Consider the following 19,187-nt stretch of genomic DNA (forward strand, 5'->3'; position numbering starts at 1 on the left):
AGTTCCTCTCTCTCATTTTGTTATCGCAGCGGATTGATGCCCCGTGGAACGAGGTAGTACTGAATCTGGCCGACGATGAAATCGACCAGGACCGCGAGCATTGCCGTGGGAATGGCCCCGGCCATCATCATCGGGAGTTCGTCCAGCGAGATCCCGGTGAAGATCAGTTCGCCAAGCCCGCCCGCGCCGATCAGAAAGACCAGAGGCGCGGAGCCGACGCAGATCGCGAGCGCCGTGCGGATGCCGCCGAAGATCACGAAGAGGGCGTTTGGAAGTTCGACCCGCCACAGAACCTGCCGCGGCGTCATGCCCATGCCGGCTGCGGCCTCCACGAGGTGCGGCGGCACGGCGCGCAGGCCGGCATAGGTGTTGCGCACGATCGGAAGGAGGGTGGCCGCCCAGAGACCGAAGACCGCGGGCACCGTACCGATCCCGAGCAGCGTCATGGAAAGCGCCAGGATCGCAAGCGTCGGCACGGTGCTGCCGATATTGAAGACTTGCATCACCGCCTCCGAAACGAGGCGGAAGGCGGGCCGCGAAAGCACGATGCCGACCGGTACGGCCACAAGAATGGCAAGCCCTCCCGCCCAGGCGACCAGTTCCAGATGCTGCACGGTGAGATAGGAGATGTCGTCGGAATAGGCGAGGATTTCCTCTGCCATGCCGCTCCACCACAGCAAGGCGACGGTTCCGGCCAGCACGATGAGCACGATCAAAGGCGCGGTCTCGATCCGGCGCCTTTGCTGCGGTGCGGCCGGGCTGACGAGAGCGCTCATGCCTTTGCTCCATGGGCGAGATAGTGCACGATGGAACGGTAGCTCATCACGCCTGCCATCCGACCGCCCTCGTCGACGCAGGGCAGCAGCGGCATGTCGTGGGCGAACATTATCGACACGGCCTGCCTAAGATCGCCGGTGGTCGGGACGGCAGACTTTACCGGTTCCGCATGATCGCCCACCGTACCGGAGCGCAGCTCCGCCACCTGCTCGCTCAAGAGAGATTTCGGTGCGCCGTCGGCGTTCAGCACAAAGACTGCAGCGCTGCGCGACGATCGCATGCCGTCAAGCGCATGCTCGACCGAGTCCGAGCTCCGGACCGTGATGAAACCCGTCTCCATGGCGTCGCGCACCGAGACGAGCCTCAGTCGCTTGAGTGCCCGGTCCGAGCCCAGGAAGTCTTCGATGAAGCTGTTGGCGGGACGGGCGAGCAATTCGTCGGGCGCGGCATATTGTTCGAGCCTGCCGCTGCGGAAGATTGCGATCTTGTCCGCCATCTTCACCGCTTCGTCGAGATCGTGCGAGACGAAGATGATCGTCTTGCGGATCTCCCGCTGCATCTTCAGGAACTCCTCCTGGATGGCTTCGCGGTTGATCGGATCGATCGCCCCGAACGGCTCGTCCATCAGCATGACCGGCGGATCGGCCGCAAGGGCGCGCAGAACGCCGACACGCTGCTGCTGGCCACCTGAAAGTTCCTTCGGGTAGCGCTTGAGGAAAAGGTCGGGCTGGAGGCCGACAAGCTCGAGGAGCTCTTTGGCGCGGGCGCGCGACTTGCGGCGATCCCAGCCGAGAAGGTCTGGCACGACACAGATATTTTCCTCGATCGTCTTGTTCGGGAAAAGGCCAATCTGCTGGATCACATAGCCGATGGTCCGCCGCAGCTTGATCGGATCGATTGTGCTCGTGTCCTTGCCGTTGATGAAGACCTTGCCGCTGGTTGGCTGGATCAGACGGTTGATCATCTTCATCGTCGTCGTCTTGCCGCATCCCGAGGGACCGAGCAGCACGCAGATCTCTCCGGTGGGTAAGTCTAGACTCACATTGTCGACGGCAATGAGCGGATCATGCGCCGGGCCGTAGTGTTTCGTCAGATTCTCGAGCCGGATCATGGCGTGACCTCCCCCTGAATACCGCGTGACGTGAGAAGGCGCTGCACGAGCGCGAGGAAAAGGTCGGCTGCGATCGCAAGCAGCGAAACCGCCAGCGCTCCGGTCACCAGTTGACGGGGATCGGACTGGCTGATGCCGCGCGAGATGAACGTGCCAAGGCCGCCTGCGCCGATATAGGCCGCAATCGCTGTCACGCCGATGTTCATGACGACGGCAGTCCTGACGCCGGCCATGATGACCGGAATGGCAAGCGGGATTTCGACCTGGCGCAGACGTTGCCAGGTGCTCATCCCCATCCCTTTCGCGGCCTCTCGAAGAGCCGGATCAACATTGGTGATGGCGGTGTAGGTGTTGCGGATGATGGGAAGCTGGGAATAGAGAATGACCGCTACGACCGCCGGGACATAGCCGATGCCATGCCCGATCGGCGAGAGCAGCGGGATCATCAGGCCGAACAAAGCAATCGAGGGAACGGTGATCATCATCGACGCGAGATAGAGAACGGTGTCGGCCGTGCTCTTCGACTGCGTGATCGCAACCCCGATCGGAACGGCCGTCGCGATCGCAATCCCAACCGCCAGGAAGACGATCGAAATGTGCTCGATCGTCCGCGTGCCTATGATGTCCAGATTGTCGATGATGAACCGAACGATCTCCATTCGTTGCCGCCTGCCTCTCCTAAACTGCATCACGATGTCTCAGGCCGGTTCGACCTGAAACCATGCGCGTGACCGATTCCAATAAATCAGAGCGGGATGCAGGCGGGACACCCGGCCTTCCGCTCTGATGCGTGCCCCTATCAACGCTCGTCAGAGTTCGCCGTAAAGTTTAGCGGCATTCTCGAAAGTGTAGCGCAGGGGCACCGATCCCTCGACCCGCCATGCTTCGACCGTATCTCCTTCCAGAAGGGCGCAAGCGGCTTCGGTACCGACGACCGCACCGCCATAGAGGCGGTTCGCCAGATTGAGAATGCCGGTCTGGTGCATCGCAAGGCCGCCGCTGCCGCAGCCATCCTTTACGAGTAGGACATGCAGGCCAAGGTTGATCGCGTCCTTGACCGTTGCATCGACACAAGCCTCGGTCCAGACGCCGGCGACCACCAGCCATTCCACGCCTGCGTCCCGCAATTCGCCGATCAAGGGGCTCTTGCCGAAGGCGCTCGCTTCGTTTTTGACAAGCAGCCGCTCCGACGGAAGCGGAGCGACCTCCGGGCAAATCGCCGTGAGCGGATCGTCCTTGTCGCTGAAGGCGGAACGTCCGTCCGGTCCGATCGGATGGAACGGGCGAAGATTGTCGGCGAGATCGACGATATAGGCGCAGTGAAAGACGGGGATGCCGCTTCGGCGGGCCGCCGACTGAAGGCGTGCGGCATTGCCGAGCACCGTATCGTAACCTTCGACGAGATAGCGCTCGTCGCGGCGATGCTCCTCCTGGAGATCGATAAAAATGGCGGCGGCTTTCGCACGGTCGATCCGCAACGGTTTCTTCATCAAGTCTCCCCGCTCAGGAATTCGTCCTCATAGGGAAAGCGCGACAGGAGCTCCGTGCCGTTCTCCGTAATGAGGATCTCGTCTTCGAGTTTCACGCCCTCTCGGCCGCCCTTTTCGCCGATATAGCTTTCGACCGACACGACCATTCCGGGCACGAGATGTCCATCGCGACCGTAGGTCTCGTAGTCCATCGCATGGGCGATGAATGGCGTCTCGCCGTGCATGCCGACGCCGTGCATCACGGACGTGTAACGCTGATCGACGAAGCGGTCTGGTATCTTCCAGGCCTTTTCGGCGATCTCGCGGAAGGCCATACCCGGCTTGACGATGTCGATATTGTGCTGAACCTGGTCGTAGGCCATCCGGTAGAGCGACTTCTGGTAAGGGGTCGGCTTGCCGGGACCGCAGCGGAAGGTTCGCGAGAAATCGGAATAGTAGCCGTAGCAGCCGATCGTATCGGTATCGAGGGCCACGAGTTCACCCGGCCTGATCTTGCGGCCGCTTGCCTCGTTGAACCAGGGATTGGTTCGCTGGCCGGAACTCAGCAGCCGGGTCTCGATGAACTCGCCGCCCTGCCGGATCACTTCATGATACATGATCGCGAAGAGCTCGTTTTCGGAAACGCCCGGCTTGATCGCTTCGCGCACGGCGGCCACGGCAGCTTCGGCGCCGGCCATGGATACCTGTAGGCATTTGATCTCTTCAGGAGTCTTTACGGCCCTGACGGCGAGAATTTCGCCCTGGCAGTCCTTCACCTCGCACCCGCGCTTTTCGAGCGCCAGTGCCTGCAGATGGCTGCAGCGGTCCATTCCGAGCTTCATCGACCCGCCGCCATGCTGCTTGAGCAAATCGGTAATCTCGTCCGCGAACGGCCCGGCGGTCTCGTCGTCCTTACCGGAGACGGAGGACCATACAAGTTTGGAGGGGCGAGCCTCGTCTATCGTGTCGAGGACCATCGAGACGTGATAGCTCTGCGGATATTCGAAGAGGACGACCGGACCTTCAGTGGGGATGAAGAAATAGCGGGTGGAGTTACGCAGGAAATACCCGAACATGTTTCGGGAGCCCGTCGCGTAGCGTTGGTTATAGGGGTCGAAAAGGACCACCGCGCCGTAACCGGCAGCGCGCATCCAGTCGCGAAGCTTCTTCAAACGCCCGTTGCGCAGGGCGTCGGCGTCGATAAAGGACGGTTCCGTGTCCGAAAGCCACATGCCGCCGGCCGGATCGGCTGTCTCCGGATGGCGCATCCGGTCCTTGAAGTCCACGTCATCCACGCTGTCGGGATCGAATACAACAATGCTCATGACATTCTCCTTTTCCAGCAGGATGGAGAAGAGTCGGAGCGCGCATTTGCGCCGATTCCGCAGGATCTATGCCAGAATCCGCGCGGCTTCATTATTTCAGCCCCGCGACCGCGCGGGGCGCCTCGCCCGCTCGCGAGACGCGGCGGCGAACGCTGTGCGGGACATATCCGAACTGCTCTTTGAAGGCGCGGGAGAAGTTTGCGGCATTTACGAAACCGCACGCGACGGCGACTTCATTCACCTTGAGGTTTGAATGCGTCAGCATGTCTGCCGCATGACCGAGCCGCAGATTGCGATAGTAGCTGTTGGGCGACACGCCAAGTTCGGCCTTGAAGGCGCGTTCGAGCTTATCGGATGAGACATTCAGCCGGCTTGCCAGGTCCTCGATCCGCAAAACGTCCTCGATGGCGTCCTCCATCATCGCCACCGCGGAAAGGACCAGGTCGTCGGCGATGCCGCTCCGGATACGCAAGGTCAGCTTCCGGCGATCGGCGTCCGGCCGCAGCGGGCTGTGCATGAACCAGCCGGCGACGCCGTCGGCGAGCTCGGCGCCATAGTCCCGTCCGATCATGTCCAGCATCATGTCGAGGCTGCCGATGCCGCCGACGGAGGTGAAGCGGCGGCGGTCGATCACATAGAGGTCCGAGCGCATGTCGAGATGCGGGAACGCTTCCTTGAAGGCCGGCTGGCTGGTCCAGTGGAGCGTGCAGGAGTGGCCGTCGAGCAGCCCTTTGCGCGCCAGGAAGAAGGCAGCATCGGCCACCGCACCAAGTTGCGCCCCGGCGCGGAGATTCTTGCGGATCCACGCCATCTCCTCGTCCGCGACGAGATGCTCTGCGTCACCGCCCGAACACACGACAATCCGATCGACCTCTGGTGCGTTGCGCACATGAAAGTCCGGCTCGATACCGATGCCATTCGACGCGCTGATCTTCTCGCCGGCAGCGACCGTGAGCCAGGAATAGCAGCGCCTGCCGGACAACGTGTTGGCTGCGCGCAGCGGCTCGATGACCGAACTGAAAGCCATCAACGGAAAGTTCGGAAACATCAATACCGCAAAGCGGATTTCCTGCGTATCCCTCATCTGCCCCTCAAGGTTCGCCCGCCCCGATCTCCGCGCGCCGCTTGATCGTGTAGGCATCGAGCTCTTCCCGGATCGCCGGGTCGAGTACCGGCTCCTCATATTCTCGCAGGGCCTGCTGCCAGATGTCGGTCGCGCGCTCCAGCGCGTCGCGCCCGCCGGCTTCCTGCCAGCTGCCGTAATTCTGCCAGTTGGACAGCATCGGCTGATAGAAGGCCGTCTCGTATCGTGCCATCGTGTGTTCGGAACCGAAGAAGTGCCCGCCCGCCGGTACGGATCTGATAGCGTCGAAGCCGAGATCGTCCTCGGAGAAGGGCATGGGCTCGAGGAAGCCCATCATGTTCTGCAGGATCTCCACATCGAGCACGAGCTTCTCATAGGAGGCCGTGAGGCCGCCTTCGAGCCATCCCGCCGCGTGATAGATGAGGTTGGCACCCCCGAGCACCGCACCCCAAGTCGCCATTTCCGTCTCGTAGGCTGCCTGAAGGTCGACGGCGTTAGAGGCATTTGCGTTCGACGTGCGATAGGGAAGCTTGTAGCGCCGCGCGAGCTGGCCCGCGATAATGTTGGCCTTGGCGTTCTCCGGCGTGCCGAAGGCGGGGGCGCCGGAGCGCATGTCCACATTGGACGTGAATGCACCATACATGACCGGCGTACCCGGATTGACCAGCTGCGCAAGCGTGACGCCGAACAGCGCCTCGGCATTCTGCTGGCAGAGTGCTGCCGCAAGCGTCACCGGCGTCATGGCGCCCATCAGCGTGAAGGGCGTGATGGTCACCGGCTGCCCGTGCTCGGCCATGGCGATCAGTCCGTCCGCCATCGCGTCGTCGAAAAGCCGCGGCGAGTTCACCGAGATGATCGTGATGACGCCGGGGGATTGGCTCATCTCCTCGACGCTGATGCCGCGCGCGATCGCCATCATGTTGATGCCGTCCACGGCCCGCCCCCGCCCGATGGCGGTGCAGTGGAAGCAAAGATCGCTGAGCGTAAGATTCGCCATGTAGGTATCGAGGTGCCGGGAATTGGCCGGCAGCTCCATCGGCGCGCAGACCTGGTTCCCGAGAATGTGGATAGCGTTGAAGTGGTGGGCCAGACGCGTGAAGTTCTGGTAATCGGCGAGATTGCCTTGCCGCCGGCCGTTGACCCGGTCGTGCACGTTCGGCGGACCTGCCACGAGCCCGAAGGCGATCGTGTTGCCGCCGATCGTCAGCCGTTTTTCCGGATTGCGGCTGGTCAGCGTGAAGGAAGACGGCGTCGTGGCGAGCGCCGCCTCGACGATGGATTCGTCGATGCGGATCATCAGGTTCTCGCGGTCGACGATTGCGCCCGCCTTCTCGAACAGCGCCATCGCCTTTTCGCTCATGACGCGAATGCCGATTTCGGAAAGGATGCGCATCGAATTGCGGTGAAGGGCCTCAATACGCTCCTCGTCGAGAAGCTGCATCGGGGCATAGGTGTTGACGACCTCCTGCCATGGCAGCTGCGAGATACCATCGCCGCCCCGGATTGCTCGCGATCGTCTTCCGCCGCCGCGTCTGCCGCTCATCGAGAACTGCCTTTCATCCCCTGATCCGCGCAGCTAGGCCACAGAAGGCCTGCTCCGAATACTTGTGCTTTTTTCTGTTCCGCTCACCGAAACTATGGCCAATGATGCACCGGTCTTCACATGATAAGTTCGGCGGCAATGCCCAAAAAAAACCATGTCATTGCACGCTTGCGTCTTGCGAGTGCCGGAGCGGGCAGGCTAGCGTCGCACAAAAGGGAACTTCAGATGAAGCCGCCGCCGCCATTGAACTACATCCGCTCCTTCGAGTGCTCTGCCCGGCATCTCAGCTTCACCGAGGCGGCCAGCGAACTGGGCTATACGCAGGCCGCCATCAGCAATCATGTGCGGGCGCTCGAGCAATATCTCGGGCGCCAGCTCTTCATCCGCTATCCGCGCAGCCTCAAGCTGACCGAGATGGGCGAGGCCTTTCTTCCCACCCTGCGCCAGGCTCTGAACCAGATCGATTTCGCTACGGAAGCGGTTCTTGCGTCGGCACGCAACAAAACCGTCGTCATCTCCTGCCCGACGAGCCTTGCCGAAAACTGGCTGGCAAGGTGCGTGGCCGGGTTCAGCAGGAAACATCCCGACGTGGAAATCCTTCTGCACGGTACGATCTGGGAGGATTCGACCGAGCAAATCGCCGACATCCTGATTTCGATCCGCCGATTCGACAACATGCCGGCAAGCGGCATGCAATTGTGGAACGACCGGCTTGTGCTTCTATGCGCGCCCAAGCTCGTCCACGGCCAGAATGCGGTCAGGACGCCGGCCGACGTTCTTAAATCGAATTGGATCGCCGTGCACGGGCGGCAGGAGTTCTGGCAGGAAATGGCCGATGCGCTCGGCATAGATGCATCCGCAAACGACAAGCGGCTTTCCACCAATTCCACCAATATCGCGCTGGAAATGGCGGCGAGCGGCGCCGGCTGCATCGTGACCACCCAGTCGCTCGCGCGGACCTATGTGGATCGCGGCCTGCTCGTCGAGCCGTTTCAGATCCGCACCAGGAGCGCGTGGAACTACTACCTCGCCGAAGGACAGGCGTCGAAAGGAACGACCGTCTCGAAGGTGCGCGACTGGATCATCGCCGAGGCTCAGAAGGTGATCGGCTGACCGGTGACCCGTTGGCTCGATGCCGGAAAGGGCCGATTTCAAACTAGCCGGAACTTGCCGCGCAACAAACGAAAATTGCGAGATCAATGACCTCGTTTTATTTGTCCATCCGATGACAAAAGGGCCCGATTTCCCGCTTTACGCAGCTTTGCAAAAAACGCCGCGTCCCTAAACTGGAGCCGCGCCGGCAGAGATCCGCCGGCGGCAGAGGTCATCGTTTCAAGGCTGGATTTCCATGCGCTCCCACGCTCAAGCGGTCGTCATCGGCGGCGGTCTCATCGGCTGCTCCATTCTCTACCATCTCACCAAGCTCGGCTGGTCCGACGTCGTGCTTCTCGAGCGGAGCGAACTGACATCAGGGTCGACCTGGCATGCGGCCGCCAACATCCACGGCCTGCACGACTCCACCAATATCAGCCTGCTTCAGCATTATACGATGGCGCTCTACAAGGAGCTGGAGGTCGAGACCGGACAAGGATGCGGCATCTTCCAGCCGGGATCGCTCTATCTTGCTCAGACCGAGGCGCGCGAGCACCAGCTCCGGCTCCAGGAGGCCAAGGCGCGCCGCTACAAGATGAACTTCTACGAGATCGGCCGTGACGAAGCCGAGCGGCTGCATCCGCTCGTCAACTTCGACGGCATCCGGTGCATCATGTACGAGCCGGAGGGCGGCAATGTCGACCCCTCCGGTGTGACGATGGCCTATGCCGCAGGCGCGCGCAGGCGCGGCGCCGAAATACACCGCTTCACGCCCGTCACCGGTACAGAGGCGCAAGCGGACGGCAGCTGGATCGTGCGCACCCCGAAAGGCGACATACGCACCCGGTGGGTGGTCAACGCCGCAGGATTGTGGGGCCGTGAAGTCGCCGCCATGGCGGGCCTCGAACTTCCGCTGATGCCGACGGAACACCAGTATTTCGTCACCGAGACCATAGCGGAGATCGCCGCCCTTGACCGGCGGCTTCCCTCCGTCGCTGATCGCGACGGCGAGTATTACCTGCGGCAGGAGGGCCTGGGCCTCCTGATCGGCGCCTATGAGCGCGACATGCGCTTCTGGGCCGAGGACGGCACGCCGCTCGGTTTCGGTCACGAACTCTTCCCCGACGACCTCGAACGCATCGAGGAAAATATGATGCGCGCGATCGATCGCGTGCCGGTGGTCGGAACGGCGGGCATCAAGCGCGTCATCAACGGGCCGATGATCTGGTCGCCAGATAGCGCGGTCCTCTTCGGTCCGGTACCGGAAATGACGAATTACTTCTGCTGCAACGGCATCATCCCCGGATTCTCGCAGTCGGGCGGGATGGGCAAGCTTGCAGCGGAATGGATGATCGAGGGCGAGCCGTCGCTCGACATGTTCGGCTGGGACATGGCGCGCTTCGGTCACTGGGCGAACAAGGCCTTCACCAAGGCGCGCGTCCAGGACCAGTACAGCCACCGTTTCAAGATCCACTTTCCCAATGAGGAGCGGGCAGCCGGACGACCCGTTCGCACCCGGCCGGCTTATGAGAAACAGAAGGCGATGGGCGCCGTCTTCGGCCTGAATTTCGGCTGGGAGCATCCGCTCTGGTTTTCCGCCGAGGGCGAGCCGAAGGAAGAGACGATCGGGTTTACCCGCCAGAACTGGTGGGCGCCCGTCGGCCGCGAGGCCCGCATGCTGCGCGAAAGCGCCGGCATTATCGACATCTCGAACTTTGCGAAATACGCAGTGAAGGGAGCGGGTGCCTCCGACTGGCTGAACGCGCTTTTTGCCAACCGCATGCCTACTGGGGTCGGCCGCTCGTGCCTGACGCCTCTCATCGGCAAGCGGGGCGGCATCGCCGGGGATTTCACGGTGACGAAGCTCGGCGACGACGAGTTCATGATCTTCGGCTCAGGCATGGCGGAACGCTACCATCAGCGCTTCTTCAATGCGGTTCCGCTTCCCGACGACACGACCTTCACCTCGCTCACGGAGCGCCTTTGCGCCTTCAACATCGCCGGGCCGAAATCGCGCGAATTGCTGATGCGCCTGACGAATGACGACCTTTCCAACGAGAACTTCTCCTTCATGCGGTCGCGCAGGATGCGCGTCGCTGGCGTCGAGGTCATCGCGCTGCGCGTCTCGTTCACCGGCGATCTCGGCTGGGAACTCTACTGCGACGCCGAAAGGCAGGTCGCGCTCTACGACGCCTTGCTGGAAGCCGGCGCGGATCTCGGCGCGGGTCCGGTCGGCTCACGCGCACTCGCCTCGCTGCGCATCGAAAAGGGCTATGGCAGCTGGAGCCGCGAGTATTCGCCGGAATACTGGCCGCAGGAATGCGCTCTCGACCGGCTGATCAAGCTCGACAAGGACGCGTTCCTGAACAAGGCCCCTTACCAGGAAATCGCAGGGAAGCTTCCGAGGCAGAAGCTCGTCATGATATCGATCGACGCCACGGATGCGGACGCCACCGGCGGCGAGCCGATCTTTCTCCGGGACGGCACCCCGATCGGCCAGGTTTCATCCGGCGCCTACGGCTATACGGTCGGCATGTCGCTAGCGCTCTGCTACATCAAGGCTGAAATGGCGAAACCGGGTAACAAGGTGAGTGTTGCGATCCTCGGCCGCGCCCATGACGCAGTCATCCTGGAACGGCCGCCCTTCGACCCCGCAGGCGAAAGGCTTCGAATGTGACGGACAGATGCGTGCCGTCCCTCTACAGGCGGCACGGTAGAACAGGTGCGAGCATGATCTTCAGGACAGTCGTTCGATGCGGAGTGGAAACTTTCCGCGTGTGAGCAAAGGTTCGACGCCGCCATCCAGCCGGCCAAGCCGGATCAGACCGGCCGAGTAGCGATAGCCAGCGTAGAAGAATGCCAGATTGCCCCAGGGAGCATAGTAGCAGAGGTCGCCCGGAGCTTCGTTGGAGAACGAACCGCTGCCTTCCTCCGTCAGCTTTCGGGGCAGATAGGCGATCTTCTCATTGTTGGCGTAATTGTCGATCTCCAGGTCGAGCGGGAGCATCGACCAGAGGTCGCGCGCCGGGGGGCTGTCGTAGAGCGTAGCCGTGAACACGTGATCGGCAAAGGCAATGCGCATCTTCATGTTAGTCTCCTTTTGAGCCCATACCAGGCGCGGCAGTACGGCCCCGGTGATGGCGCCGCCGATCAAGACCCGCCGCGTGATCGAGGGGGATCGCCGTTTCATTTTGAATGCTCCCATTCGAACGAGGCGGCCCAGGCGGCAACCGACGAGCCCAGCAACAGTGCGGCGGCGAAGGCGAACGAACTCCACCATCCGGCCCAATCGAACAGAAGACCTCCGGCTGCCGCCCCGATCGTGATGGCAAACTGGATGACCGCAACCTGAAGGCCACCCCCCGCCTCCGCATCGTCGTGCAGAACCCGGCTCAGCCAGGTCCCCCAGCCGACCGGCGCCGCAGTCCCGAAAAAGCCCCAGGCGATCAACAAGGCCGCGACAGGCAACTTGATGGACCCAACGGCGATCAGCGTGAGGGCGATGGCCGCCATCACCAGGGGAATGGCGATCACGATCGAATAGAGGCGCGTAACGAGCAATCGGCTAATGCACCACGTACCCGCTACGCCGGCCAGGCCCATCAACAAAAGAACCAGTGACAAGCCGGAGACGGAAAAGCCGGCGGCGGACTCGAGGAACGGCCGCAGATAGGTGAACAGAGCAAACTGTCCCATGAACAGCAACAGGATCGCCGTCATGCCGAGAGCGACCTGTCGGCGTGCCAAAAGCCGGAAAACGTTCCCGGTTGCCCGGCGGTTTCGCGGCGGCAGGGACGGCATGTTCGTCCATTGCCCGATCAGCGCAATGAGCGCGAGCGGAACCACGAAGAAGAACGCGCCCCGCCACCCGATGTAATCCCCCAGAAAGCTGCCGAGCGGAGCGGAGATCGTGGCAGCGATAGCATTGCCGGCATTCAGCATCGCAAGGCCCTCCGGCACCGCACTCTCCGGCAGGAGGCGCATGACGACCGCGGTGGACATCGACCAGAATCCGCCGATGGCAACGCCGAGCAGAGCCCGACCGACCATCAGAGCCGTGTAATTGGGGGCGAAGGATACGACGAGCCCCGAGACGATCAGCATGAGCGAGAACGAGGACAGGACGAACTTGCGGTCGATCTTCCGCGTGAACCCCGCAATGAAGAGACTGGTCAACACGGCGAACAGACCGGAGATCGAAATCGCCTGTCCGGCCTCGCCCTCGCTCATACCAAGATCACGGGCGATCGGCGTCAGGAGGCTGACCGGCATGAATTCCGAAGCGATCAGCACTGCCACGCACAGCGCCATGGACGCCACTGCGCCCCAGGCCGCGGCGGTTTTGACGATTGTCTCGCCGAATGTTGGATTCGTCATATGTCTGTTCCTTATTGGCCGAAGCCTGTCGCAAGTTCCTCCACGGCGGAATGTAGCAGCCGGGTATCGATGGCATTAGCCGCTATAATTCTATTTCATTTATCGACAGGGTGCATAAGTGACCGAATGCGGTGAAAGCTCCCGGCATTCACTCCCAGTCTCGCCTGTAACGAAGCGGCGGCGCCGACCGAAGCCAACGCCGCCGAGCAAAGAGCACGGACGGAAGGACTATTGCGCCCCAAGGAACGCGATGATCGCTCGACGCTCGTCGGCGTTGTTGAAACGCTGGGCCATGCGCGTTCCGCGAACCATCGCGGCGGGATTGCTCAGGAAGGTTTCCAGCGTTTCGGCGGTCCATGCGATTGCGGAACCTTTAAGCGCCGCGGAATACCTGAAGCCGTCAACGCTGCCGGCCGTTCGGCCGACGACACCCACCAGATGCGGTCCGACGCCGTTTCGGGGTGTCTCGAGCTGATGGCACGCACCACAGCGTTGCTGAAACAGCTTCTGACCTGGTGCAACCTCCTGAGACAGAGCCGGCGTGGCGTGGCCTGAAACAGCAAGAGAAACGAGCGCAGCAATGACGACCTTGTTCAACCGTCGACTCCTTTGAAATCGTGTTTGGACAGCGGCAGGCTTCGAACGCGCCGGCCTGCCAGAACGGAAACGGCGTTTGCGATTGCCGGAGGCACCCCGGGCAAACCGGGCTCGCCAATGCCGCCCATGGGAGCGCCGCTTTCTACGATCCGCACATGAACCCGCGGCATGCGATCCGGCGTCAAAATCGGGTAGCCATCGTAGTTGCGGGCCTGCGGCATGCCGTCGACATAGACGACCTCTTCCAGCAAAGCCGAGGAAAGCCCGAGCGCGACGGCCGAGTTCACCTGTGCCTCGATAATCGCCGGATTGACGATACTGCCCGGATCGATAGCCACCCAGACGTCGTGCACGACGACCTCGCCGCTCCGCAACGACACTTCGGCAATCGTCGCCACCTCGCTGCCGAAGGGTGAGGCCATGGCCACGCCCCGGGCGCGGCGCGTGCCGTCGTCCGCGATGAACGGTCCTCGCCGCCAACCGCCGGAGAGCTCGGCCACGGCTTCGAGCAGGGTTCTGTGCCGTGGGCTGTCCGCGAGGAGACGCCGCCGCAATTCGTAAGGATCCTGCTGACCCGCATCGGCCATCTCGTCGAGGAACGTCTCGTAGAAGAAGTCGTTCATCGAGTGACCGACGGACCGCCAGAAGCCGATGATCGCGGGGTCGTCCACATGAACCTGGCCGACATGCCGGTTGGGGATCGAATAGACTTTGCCCGCAATGCCCTCGACGGAAGAACTATCGACCTTGTCCGGCTCGCGGCCGAACCAGCGGCCCGTCGGACCTTCGCCCACCGCCACCGCCTCCAGTGCCACCGGCAATCCTTCGGCGTCGAGCCCGGCGCGGAAACGAACGGCGCCCATCGGCCTCAGGGTGTCTCGCAGGAACTCCTCCTCGCGGCTCCAGATGAGTTTGACCGGCCGAGCGACAGCCTTTGCAAGCAGGATCGCCTGTGGGAACGGATTGGCCGTTCGATAGAGGAAATGCCTCCCGAAGAAGCCGCCGAGCATCGGCGAGTGGATGGTGACCTTCTCCGGCGCGATGCCGGCTACCTTCGCGGCCTCTGCCTGAAACATCTCCGGTGCCTGATTGGGAACCCAGAGGTCGAGCGAGCCGTCGTCGTTCCAGCGCGCAAGCGCGGATGGCGGCTCGAGTTGCCCATGCACCAGATATGGCGCGTCATAAGTCGCCTCGACCACCCGCGCAGCATCACCGAGCGCTGTTGCAGCATTCCCGACGGTCTCGTAGGCGACGCCCTCCCCCGGCGTCGCCTTCAGCATCGCCATGTGCGCCTCGGTGGAAAAATCCGCCGGCATGACGTGGGCCGTTCCGCGAGTCGGCTCCGTCCAGGTCACCTGCAGGGCTTCGGCTGCCATGCGTGCGCGCCACCAGCTATCGGCGACCACGGCGACGGTGCCGGGCAGGCTGTGAATGGAATGGACGCCGGGCATGCCGCGCACGTCCGCTTCATTCTGCAAAGCACCGGGCTCGCCACCGAGACGCGGGCTGTGCTGGACCGCGGCATGCAGCATTCCGTCGACTTTCAGATCGATTGCGTACCGAGCCTTGCCCGTCGACTTGTCGCGCACATCGAGCCGCGCGACCGGCTTGCCGATCCAGCGGAAGTCTGCGCGATCGCGCAGCACGACATTGGTGGGGAGCGGCAAGCCCGCTGCCGCATCCGCGATCTCACCGTATTGAAGGGTCCGCCCCGAAGCGCCGTGCACGACGCGGCCGGGCTCCGTGGACAGCTCCGATACCGGCACGCGCAGCCGTACCGCAGCGGCTTGAATGAGCATGTGGCGCGCGGAAGCGCCGAGCTTGCGCATGGCGTCGTAGCTCATGCGCACGGACATGCTGCCGCCGGTGAACCGCCCGCCGCCGGTCAGCAGATAATCGGGACCCGGAGGCGCGCCTTCGACGACGAACTGCATCGGATCGACGTCCAGTTCCTCACCGACGATTTGCGCCATGGCGGTGAATATGCCCTGCCCTCCCTCGATGAAAGCACTGCGGAACAGGACGGTCTCGTCGGGCAGGATCTCCAGAAAAGCGGAAATCCGGGTGCCGGGCGTTATGGTCGTAGCGGCTGCCTGTGCTCTGGCCCGGCCGGCCGGAAGAGTGACGCCGAGGACGAGGGCGCCGAGCGAGGCGCCGAGAAAGCCGCGCCGAGAAAGCTTGAAGGGCTTGCCGATCTCGCTGGCAGTGATTTCAGAGGTAACCGGTGTCATGTCGTTCATGGTGTCGCTCCCGATCAAGCCTCAGCGGCCTGCCGGACGGCAGCCGCAATGGCGTTATAGGTGCCACAGCGACACAGATTGATCATTGCGCCGGCAATGTCCTCGTCGCTCGGCCGAGGACTCTGCTTTATGAGCGCCGTCGCGGCCATGACCTGGCCCGACTGACAGTAGCCGCATTGAGGTACCTGATTGGAAACCCATGCCTCGACTACTTTCTGGCCCACTGGATCTTCGGTGATGGCCTCGATGGTCATGATCTCGGAACCGGCAACGCTCTCCACCGGAGTGACGCAGGAGCGCGTCGCCTGTCCGTCGACGAGAACCGTGCAGGCGCCGCACTGGGCGAGGCCGCAACCATATTTGGTTCCGGTCATGCCGAGTTCATCGCGAAGAACCCAGAGCAGCGGCGTATCCGGCTCGATGTCGACCTGGTGTCTAGAGCCGTTGATGGTGAGTTCCATGGCGGTGTCCTCAATGCAGCTTGCGGGAAAACGGGCGCGGAAACAGCGAGCAAACTGTTTCAGCTGGGACGGTAGCAAAAGCATAGCCTATGGATTAGTGGGCATAGTTCTCTTACATCTATCGACATGAACCATAAATCGAGCGTGCGGATGTAGAGTATGCCCAAGGAAGACTTCAACGATCTGCTGTGGTTTCTCGCCGTGGCCGAGGAGCGCAGCTTCACCAGGGCCGCTGCCAAGCTCGGCATAACCCAATCGACGCTCAGTCACACGATCAAGCGCCTCGAAACGAGGATGGGCCTGAGGCTTCTGACCAGGACCACCCGGAGCGTTGCCGTGACGGAAGCTGGCGAGCGCCTGCTTCGTTCGCTGGCGCCGCGGATATCGGCTATAAGGGACGAAATCGCGGCCCTTATGGCGTTTCGCGACAAACCGTCCGGCTCGGTCAAAATCACTTTGTCCGACCACGCCCTGGAGAGCCTCGTCTGGCCGAAACTACAGCCGGTTCTTCTGGAATACCCCGACATTCGGCTCGAGTTGAGCAGGGACAACGGCTTCAGGAACATCGTGGAAGATGGTTTCGACGCAGGCATTCGCCTCGGCGAGAGCGTCGAAAAGGACATGATCGCGGTCCGTATCGGACCGGACTGGCGGCTTCTGGCAGTGGCTTCGCCCGACTACCTGGCAGATCGTCCGCTGCCAGAGCATCCACAGGAACTGATCCAGCACAATTGCATCAACTCGCGCCAGGCAACAGGCGGCGGGCATTATGTATGGGAGTTCGAGAAGAACGGGCAAGAGCTCCGCGTCAGGGTCGACGGACAACTCACCTTCAATAGCTCATACCCCATGGTCGATGCCGCCATGAAAGGTCACGGCATAGCCTATCTGCCGGAAGATCTCGTCGCGGGGCACATTGCGGCAGGACGCCTGGTAGCGCTGCTCGAGCCCTGGTCGCCTCCATTTGCCGGGTACTACATTTACTACCCTAGCCGACACCACAACTCACCCGCATTCAAGGTGATCGTGGACGCCCTGCGACACCACGGCACACCAGATTCCGAGGGAACGCGAGATGCTTAAGACATAGGCCGCACGCGGACGAGCCGCGGGACGATGGCAGCGAGGGCAAGATGTGGATTGCCAGCCACGTCGACGGCGCGTCGAAGTTGAACTGGGCAGCGCGGACGATCTGCGTTCCGTGTTCGTCGCCGCCGCAGGTGTCCATCCGTGCTACGTGTTCGCGGTCGTCTGCACGCAAAGATTTGCAGAATGCACAATATCGGAAGAGAGCGTCTCTCCCGCGTGCCGAAAACTGCGCCCGGCATGGCACGCGCTGTCGCAGTCGGTTACAAAGCCGACCGGTGGCCTTGTCTTCGTGGCGGATGATGCCCTCAGGCATGACCCCGGATCTGAAATCAGATTGCCAGCTGTACGATATGAGCAAAGGGAGTCATCGCCCATTTGCCGCTATTATCCTTGGCAGTTCTGTAGATTATAAAGTCGCTGCCGACTGTGAACCTTCCATGCATGGTGATTTCGTTTCCGGTTGACAGCACGGCTCGCAGCTCGGTTGCATGCCGTTGCTCAATTTGTTCGCTGATTAGCTCAGCCAAGGTAAGGTGGAGCCTTTCGGGTTTTGGATCGCTCATTGGAAGCCCCGCCTTTGCTAGTCAAAGTTCACACGTTTAAGAGCTTAGCAGAAACCAGCGGGCGACGCTTCCTTACCATTTTCCTTGGCCTTGGGTGTTGCCCGACTTGGTCACCCCGGCTCGGGATCTGCGGCAGCGGCTGGAACCTGGTGGCCGATGCGCCGATCTCGCCTGAAAAACGGCTCCAAAAGGCGCACCTGCAAAGGCTGTTGGGTAAAATTTTCTTATCGAACTTCTAAATAAACTAAACTTTACTTACCGCCGCATCTGCTTGCATCTTTCTCCCGGCAACAAACACGCCGGGACCGCCGGCAGAGGAATGCTCTGATGAATGCTTTTTCCCCTCCGCCCCGCCTGCTGATGGGCCCCGGTCCCTCCAACGTCTCGCCGGAAGTGCTCGCGGCACAGGCACGACCGACGATCGGCCATCTCGACCCCAGCTTCGTCGGATTGATGGACCGCATCAAGGATCAACTCCGCCTCGCTTTCCGAACAGATAACCGTGTGACTTTCCCCCTATCGGCCCCGGCCTCGCTCGCCATGGAGATGGCGTTGGTGACGCTGCTCGAGCCAGGCGACACCGCCATTATCGCGCAAAACGGCGTGTTCGGTGGACGCATGGCCGAAATTGCCCGGCGCGCGGGCGCGGAGGTACGGCTGGTTTCCGTCGAGTGGGGCAAGCCTGTTGACCCCGAGGCGGTTCGCACGTCGATTCTGGAGGCACCGCAGGCCAAGCTGCTCGCTTTCGTGCACGCGGAGACTTCGACCGGAGTGCGATCGGATGCGGCCTCCCTCTGTGCCCTCGCGCGCGAAGCGGGGTTGCTGTCGGTCGTGGATACCGTTACGGGCCTTGGCGGGATTCCGGTGTCGGTTGACGAATGGCAGGCGGACGCCGTCTATGCCGGTACGCAGAAATGTCTGTCCGCGCCGCCAGGCCTTGCGCCGATCACCTTTTCCGATCGCGCCGTCTCGGCAGTTAAGGCGCGCAAGACGCCAATCCAGAGCTGGTTCCTCGATCTCGGTCTTATGCTTGGGTACTGGGAGGGGGAGGGTGCCAGATCCTATCACCACACCGCGCCGGTCAATGCGCTTTACGGCCTGCACGAAAGCCTTTCCCGCCTGCTGGGCGAAGGCTTGGAGACTGCCTGGGCGCGTCACCGCGCCGCCCATGACCGGCTGGTCGAACGGTTACAAGGGCTGGGCATCGCCTTCGTCGTCGACAAGGAGCACCGACTGCCGCAGCTGAATACGGTTTGGCTCCCGGAAGGCGTGAAGGACGTGCCCGAGCGAAGACGGCTGCTTGACGAATTCGGGATCGAGATCGGCGGAGGACTCGGGCCGCTCGCCGGGCGCATCTGGCGCATCGGACTGATGGGCGAGACTTGTCGGATCGAGAATGTCGATCGCTTGGCCGAAGCGATCGCGGCAGTTCTGCCGTAGGGCGTACCGGCCCACGCAG

Annotated in this window: 17 protein-coding genes; 4 read left to right on the forward strand and 13 right to left on the reverse strand. The window is 62.3% G+C overall.

The window, feature by feature from the left end:
* Positions 1-20: 20 nt before the first annotated feature.
* The 7 genes from PZL22_RS24980 to PZL22_RS25010 form a co-directional block, all read right to left on the reverse strand.
* Positions 21-776 (reverse strand): ABC transporter permease, encoded by a 756-nt coding sequence (locus tag PZL22_RS24980; RefSeq protein ID WP_088203512.1) that lies wholly within the window; start codon positions 774-776, stop codon positions 21-23.
* Positions 773-1,888: an ABC transporter ATP-binding protein gene (locus tag PZL22_RS24985; RefSeq protein WP_127526919.1), complete on the reverse strand. Its 1,116-nt coding sequence runs from the start codon at positions 1,886-1,888 to the stop codon at positions 773-775. Before PZL22_RS24985 ends, PZL22_RS24980 begins: the two co-directional genes overlap by 4 nt.
* Positions 1,885-2,547 carry an ABC transporter permease gene (locus PZL22_RS24990; protein ID WP_010967771.1) on the reverse strand — a complete coding sequence of 221 codons (663 nt, stop codon included), beginning with the start codon at positions 2,545-2,547 and terminating at the stop codon, positions 1,885-1,887. Before PZL22_RS24990 ends, PZL22_RS24985 begins: the two co-directional genes overlap by 4 nt.
* 150 nt (positions 2,548-2,697) lie before the next feature.
* A complete protein-coding gene (locus tag PZL22_RS24995; protein ID WP_010967772.1) occupies positions 2,698-3,378 on the reverse strand; it encodes an isochorismatase family protein in 681 nt (226 codons plus the stop codon).
* A complete protein-coding gene (locus tag PZL22_RS25000) occupies positions 3,378-4,682 on the reverse strand; it encodes a M24 family metallopeptidase (RefSeq protein WP_013845525.1) in 1,305 nt (434 codons plus the stop codon). The genes PZL22_RS24995 and PZL22_RS25000 overlap by 1 nt, the downstream gene beginning before the upstream one ends.
* A 91-nt stretch (positions 4,683-4,773) precedes the next feature.
* A complete protein-coding gene (locus PZL22_RS25005) occupies positions 4,774-5,766 on the reverse strand; it encodes a GlxA family transcriptional regulator (protein ID WP_014990157.1) in 993 nt (330 codons plus the stop codon).
* Between the two features lie 7 nt (positions 5,767-5,773).
* Positions 5,774-7,309 (reverse strand): trimethylamine methyltransferase family protein, encoded by a 1,536-nt coding sequence (locus tag PZL22_RS25010; RefSeq protein ID WP_127525435.1) that lies wholly within the window; start codon positions 7,307-7,309, stop codon positions 5,774-5,776.
* A 225-nt stretch (positions 7,310-7,534) separates the two neighbouring features.
* Here PZL22_RS25010 and PZL22_RS25015 point away from each other — a divergent pair, with 225 nt between their 5' ends.
* Complete coding sequence (locus PZL22_RS25015; protein WP_127525436.1) at positions 7,535-8,422, forward strand: LysR substrate-binding domain-containing protein; 888 nt, start codon at positions 7,535-7,537, stop codon at positions 8,420-8,422.
* A gap of 235 nt (positions 8,423-8,657) precedes the next feature.
* Positions 8,658-11,078: a GcvT family protein gene (locus PZL22_RS25020; RefSeq protein WP_127526921.1), complete on the forward strand. Its 2,421-nt coding sequence runs from the start codon at positions 8,658-8,660 to the stop codon at positions 11,076-11,078.
* A gap of 60 nt (positions 11,079-11,138) precedes the next feature.
* Here PZL22_RS25020 and PZL22_RS25025 read toward each other — a convergent pair whose 3' ends face one another.
* The 5 genes from PZL22_RS25025 to PZL22_RS25045 form a co-directional block, all read right to left on the reverse strand.
* Positions 11,139-11,591: a cyclophilin-like fold protein gene (locus PZL22_RS25025; RefSeq protein ID WP_234704508.1), complete on the reverse strand. Its 453-nt coding sequence runs from the start codon at positions 11,589-11,591 to the stop codon at positions 11,139-11,141.
* Positions 11,588-12,778: an MFS transporter gene (locus PZL22_RS25030; protein WP_127525438.1), complete on the reverse strand. Its 1,191-nt coding sequence runs from the start codon at positions 12,776-12,778 to the stop codon at positions 11,588-11,590. Before PZL22_RS25030 ends, PZL22_RS25025 begins: the two co-directional genes overlap by 4 nt.
* Before the next feature lie 228 nt (positions 12,779-13,006).
* Positions 13,007-13,375, reverse strand: a complete 369-nt coding sequence (locus PZL22_RS25035; protein WP_088896091.1) for a c-type cytochrome — start codon at positions 13,373-13,375, stop codon at positions 13,007-13,009.
* Entirely contained in the window at positions 13,372-15,615 is a 2,244-nt protein-coding gene (locus tag PZL22_RS25040) for a xanthine dehydrogenase family protein molybdopterin-binding subunit (RefSeq protein WP_127621588.1), read from the reverse strand. The genes PZL22_RS25035 and PZL22_RS25040 overlap by 4 nt, the downstream gene beginning before the upstream one ends.
* A gap of 14 nt (positions 15,616-15,629) precedes the next feature.
* Entirely contained in the window at positions 15,630-16,076 is a 447-nt protein-coding gene (locus PZL22_RS25045; protein WP_015242186.1) for a (2Fe-2S)-binding protein, read from the reverse strand.
* Between the two features lie 159 nt (positions 16,077-16,235).
* Between PZL22_RS25045 and PZL22_RS25050 the strand changes: the two genes are divergently transcribed.
* Positions 16,236-17,159, forward strand: a complete 924-nt coding sequence (locus tag PZL22_RS25050; RefSeq protein WP_014531490.1) for a LysR family transcriptional regulator — start codon at positions 16,236-16,238, stop codon at positions 17,157-17,159.
* A 335-nt stretch (positions 17,160-17,494) separates the two neighbouring features.
* On the opposite strand, the gene PZL22_RS25055 is transcribed toward PZL22_RS25050, so the two are convergent.
* Positions 17,495-17,728, reverse strand: coding sequence for a hypothetical protein (locus PZL22_RS25055; RefSeq protein WP_013845530.1), 234 nt, complete (start codon positions 17,726-17,728; stop codon positions 17,495-17,497).
* Between the two features lie 327 nt (positions 17,729-18,055).
* Here PZL22_RS25055 and PZL22_RS25060 point away from each other — a divergent pair, with 327 nt between their 5' ends.
* Positions 18,056-19,168, forward strand: coding sequence for a pyridoxal-phosphate-dependent aminotransferase family protein (locus PZL22_RS25060; RefSeq protein WP_127621587.1), 1,113 nt, complete (start codon positions 18,056-18,058; stop codon positions 19,166-19,168).
* The last annotated feature ends 19 nt before the right edge of the window (positions 19,169-19,187 follow it).

The organism is Ensifer meliloti, assembly GCF_030064585.1.
Classification (GTDB): domain Bacteria; phylum Pseudomonadota; class Alphaproteobacteria; order Rhizobiales; family Rhizobiaceae; genus Sinorhizobium; species Sinorhizobium meliloti.

Excerpts from the sequence above, each read along its gene's own strand:
- PZL22_RS24980 (WP_088203512.1), bottom strand. The coding sequence starts at position 776 with ATGAGCGCTCTCGTCAGCCCGGCCGCACCGCAGCAAAGGCGCCGGATC.
- PZL22_RS24985 (WP_127526919.1), bottom strand. The coding sequence starts at position 1,888 with ATGATCCGGCTCGAGAATCTGACGAAACACTACGGCCCGGCGCATGAT.
- PZL22_RS24990 (WP_010967771.1), bottom strand. The coding sequence starts at position 2,547 with ATGGAGATCGTTCGGTTCATCATCGACAATCTGGACATCATAGGCACG.
- PZL22_RS24995 (WP_010967772.1), bottom strand. The coding sequence starts at position 3,378 with ATGAAGAAACCGTTGCGGATCGACCGTGCGAAAGCCGCCGCCATTTTT.
- PZL22_RS25000 (WP_013845525.1), bottom strand. The coding sequence starts at position 4,682 with ATGAGCATTGTTGTATTCGATCCCGACAGCGTGGATGACGTGGACTTC.
- PZL22_RS25005 (WP_014990157.1), bottom strand. The coding sequence starts at position 5,766 with ATGAGGGATACGCAGGAAATCCGCTTTGCGGTATTGATGTTTCCGAAC.
- PZL22_RS25010 (WP_127525435.1), bottom strand. The coding sequence starts at position 7,309 with ATGAGCGGCAGACGCGGCGGCGGAAGACGATCGCGAGCAATCCGGGGC.
- PZL22_RS25015 (WP_127525436.1), top strand. The coding sequence starts at position 7,535 with ATGAAGCCGCCGCCGCCATTGAACTACATCCGCTCCTTCGAGTGCTCT.
- PZL22_RS25020 (WP_127526921.1), top strand. The coding sequence starts at position 8,658 with ATGCGCTCCCACGCTCAAGCGGTCGTCATCGGCGGCGGTCTCATCGGC.
- PZL22_RS25025 (WP_234704508.1), bottom strand. The coding sequence starts at position 11,591 with ATGAAACGGCGATCCCCCTCGATCACGCGGCGGGTCTTGATCGGCGGC.
- PZL22_RS25030 (WP_127525438.1), bottom strand. The coding sequence starts at position 12,778 with ATGACGAATCCAACATTCGGCGAGACAATCGTCAAAACCGCCGCGGCC.
- PZL22_RS25040 (WP_127621588.1), bottom strand. The coding sequence starts at position 15,615 with ATGAACGACATGACACCGGTTACCTCTGAAATCACTGCCAGCGAGATC.
- PZL22_RS25045 (WP_015242186.1), bottom strand. The coding sequence starts at position 16,076 with ATGGAACTCACCATCAACGGCTCTAGACACCAGGTCGACATCGAGCCG.
- PZL22_RS25050 (WP_014531490.1), top strand. The coding sequence starts at position 16,236 with ATGCCCAAGGAAGACTTCAACGATCTGCTGTGGTTTCTCGCCGTGGCC.
- PZL22_RS25055 (WP_013845530.1), bottom strand. The coding sequence starts at position 17,728 with ATGAGCGATCCAAAACCCGAAAGGCTCCACCTTACCTTGGCTGAGCTA.
- PZL22_RS25060 (WP_127621587.1), top strand. The coding sequence starts at position 18,056 with ATGAATGCTTTTTCCCCTCCGCCCCGCCTGCTGATGGGCCCCGGTCCC.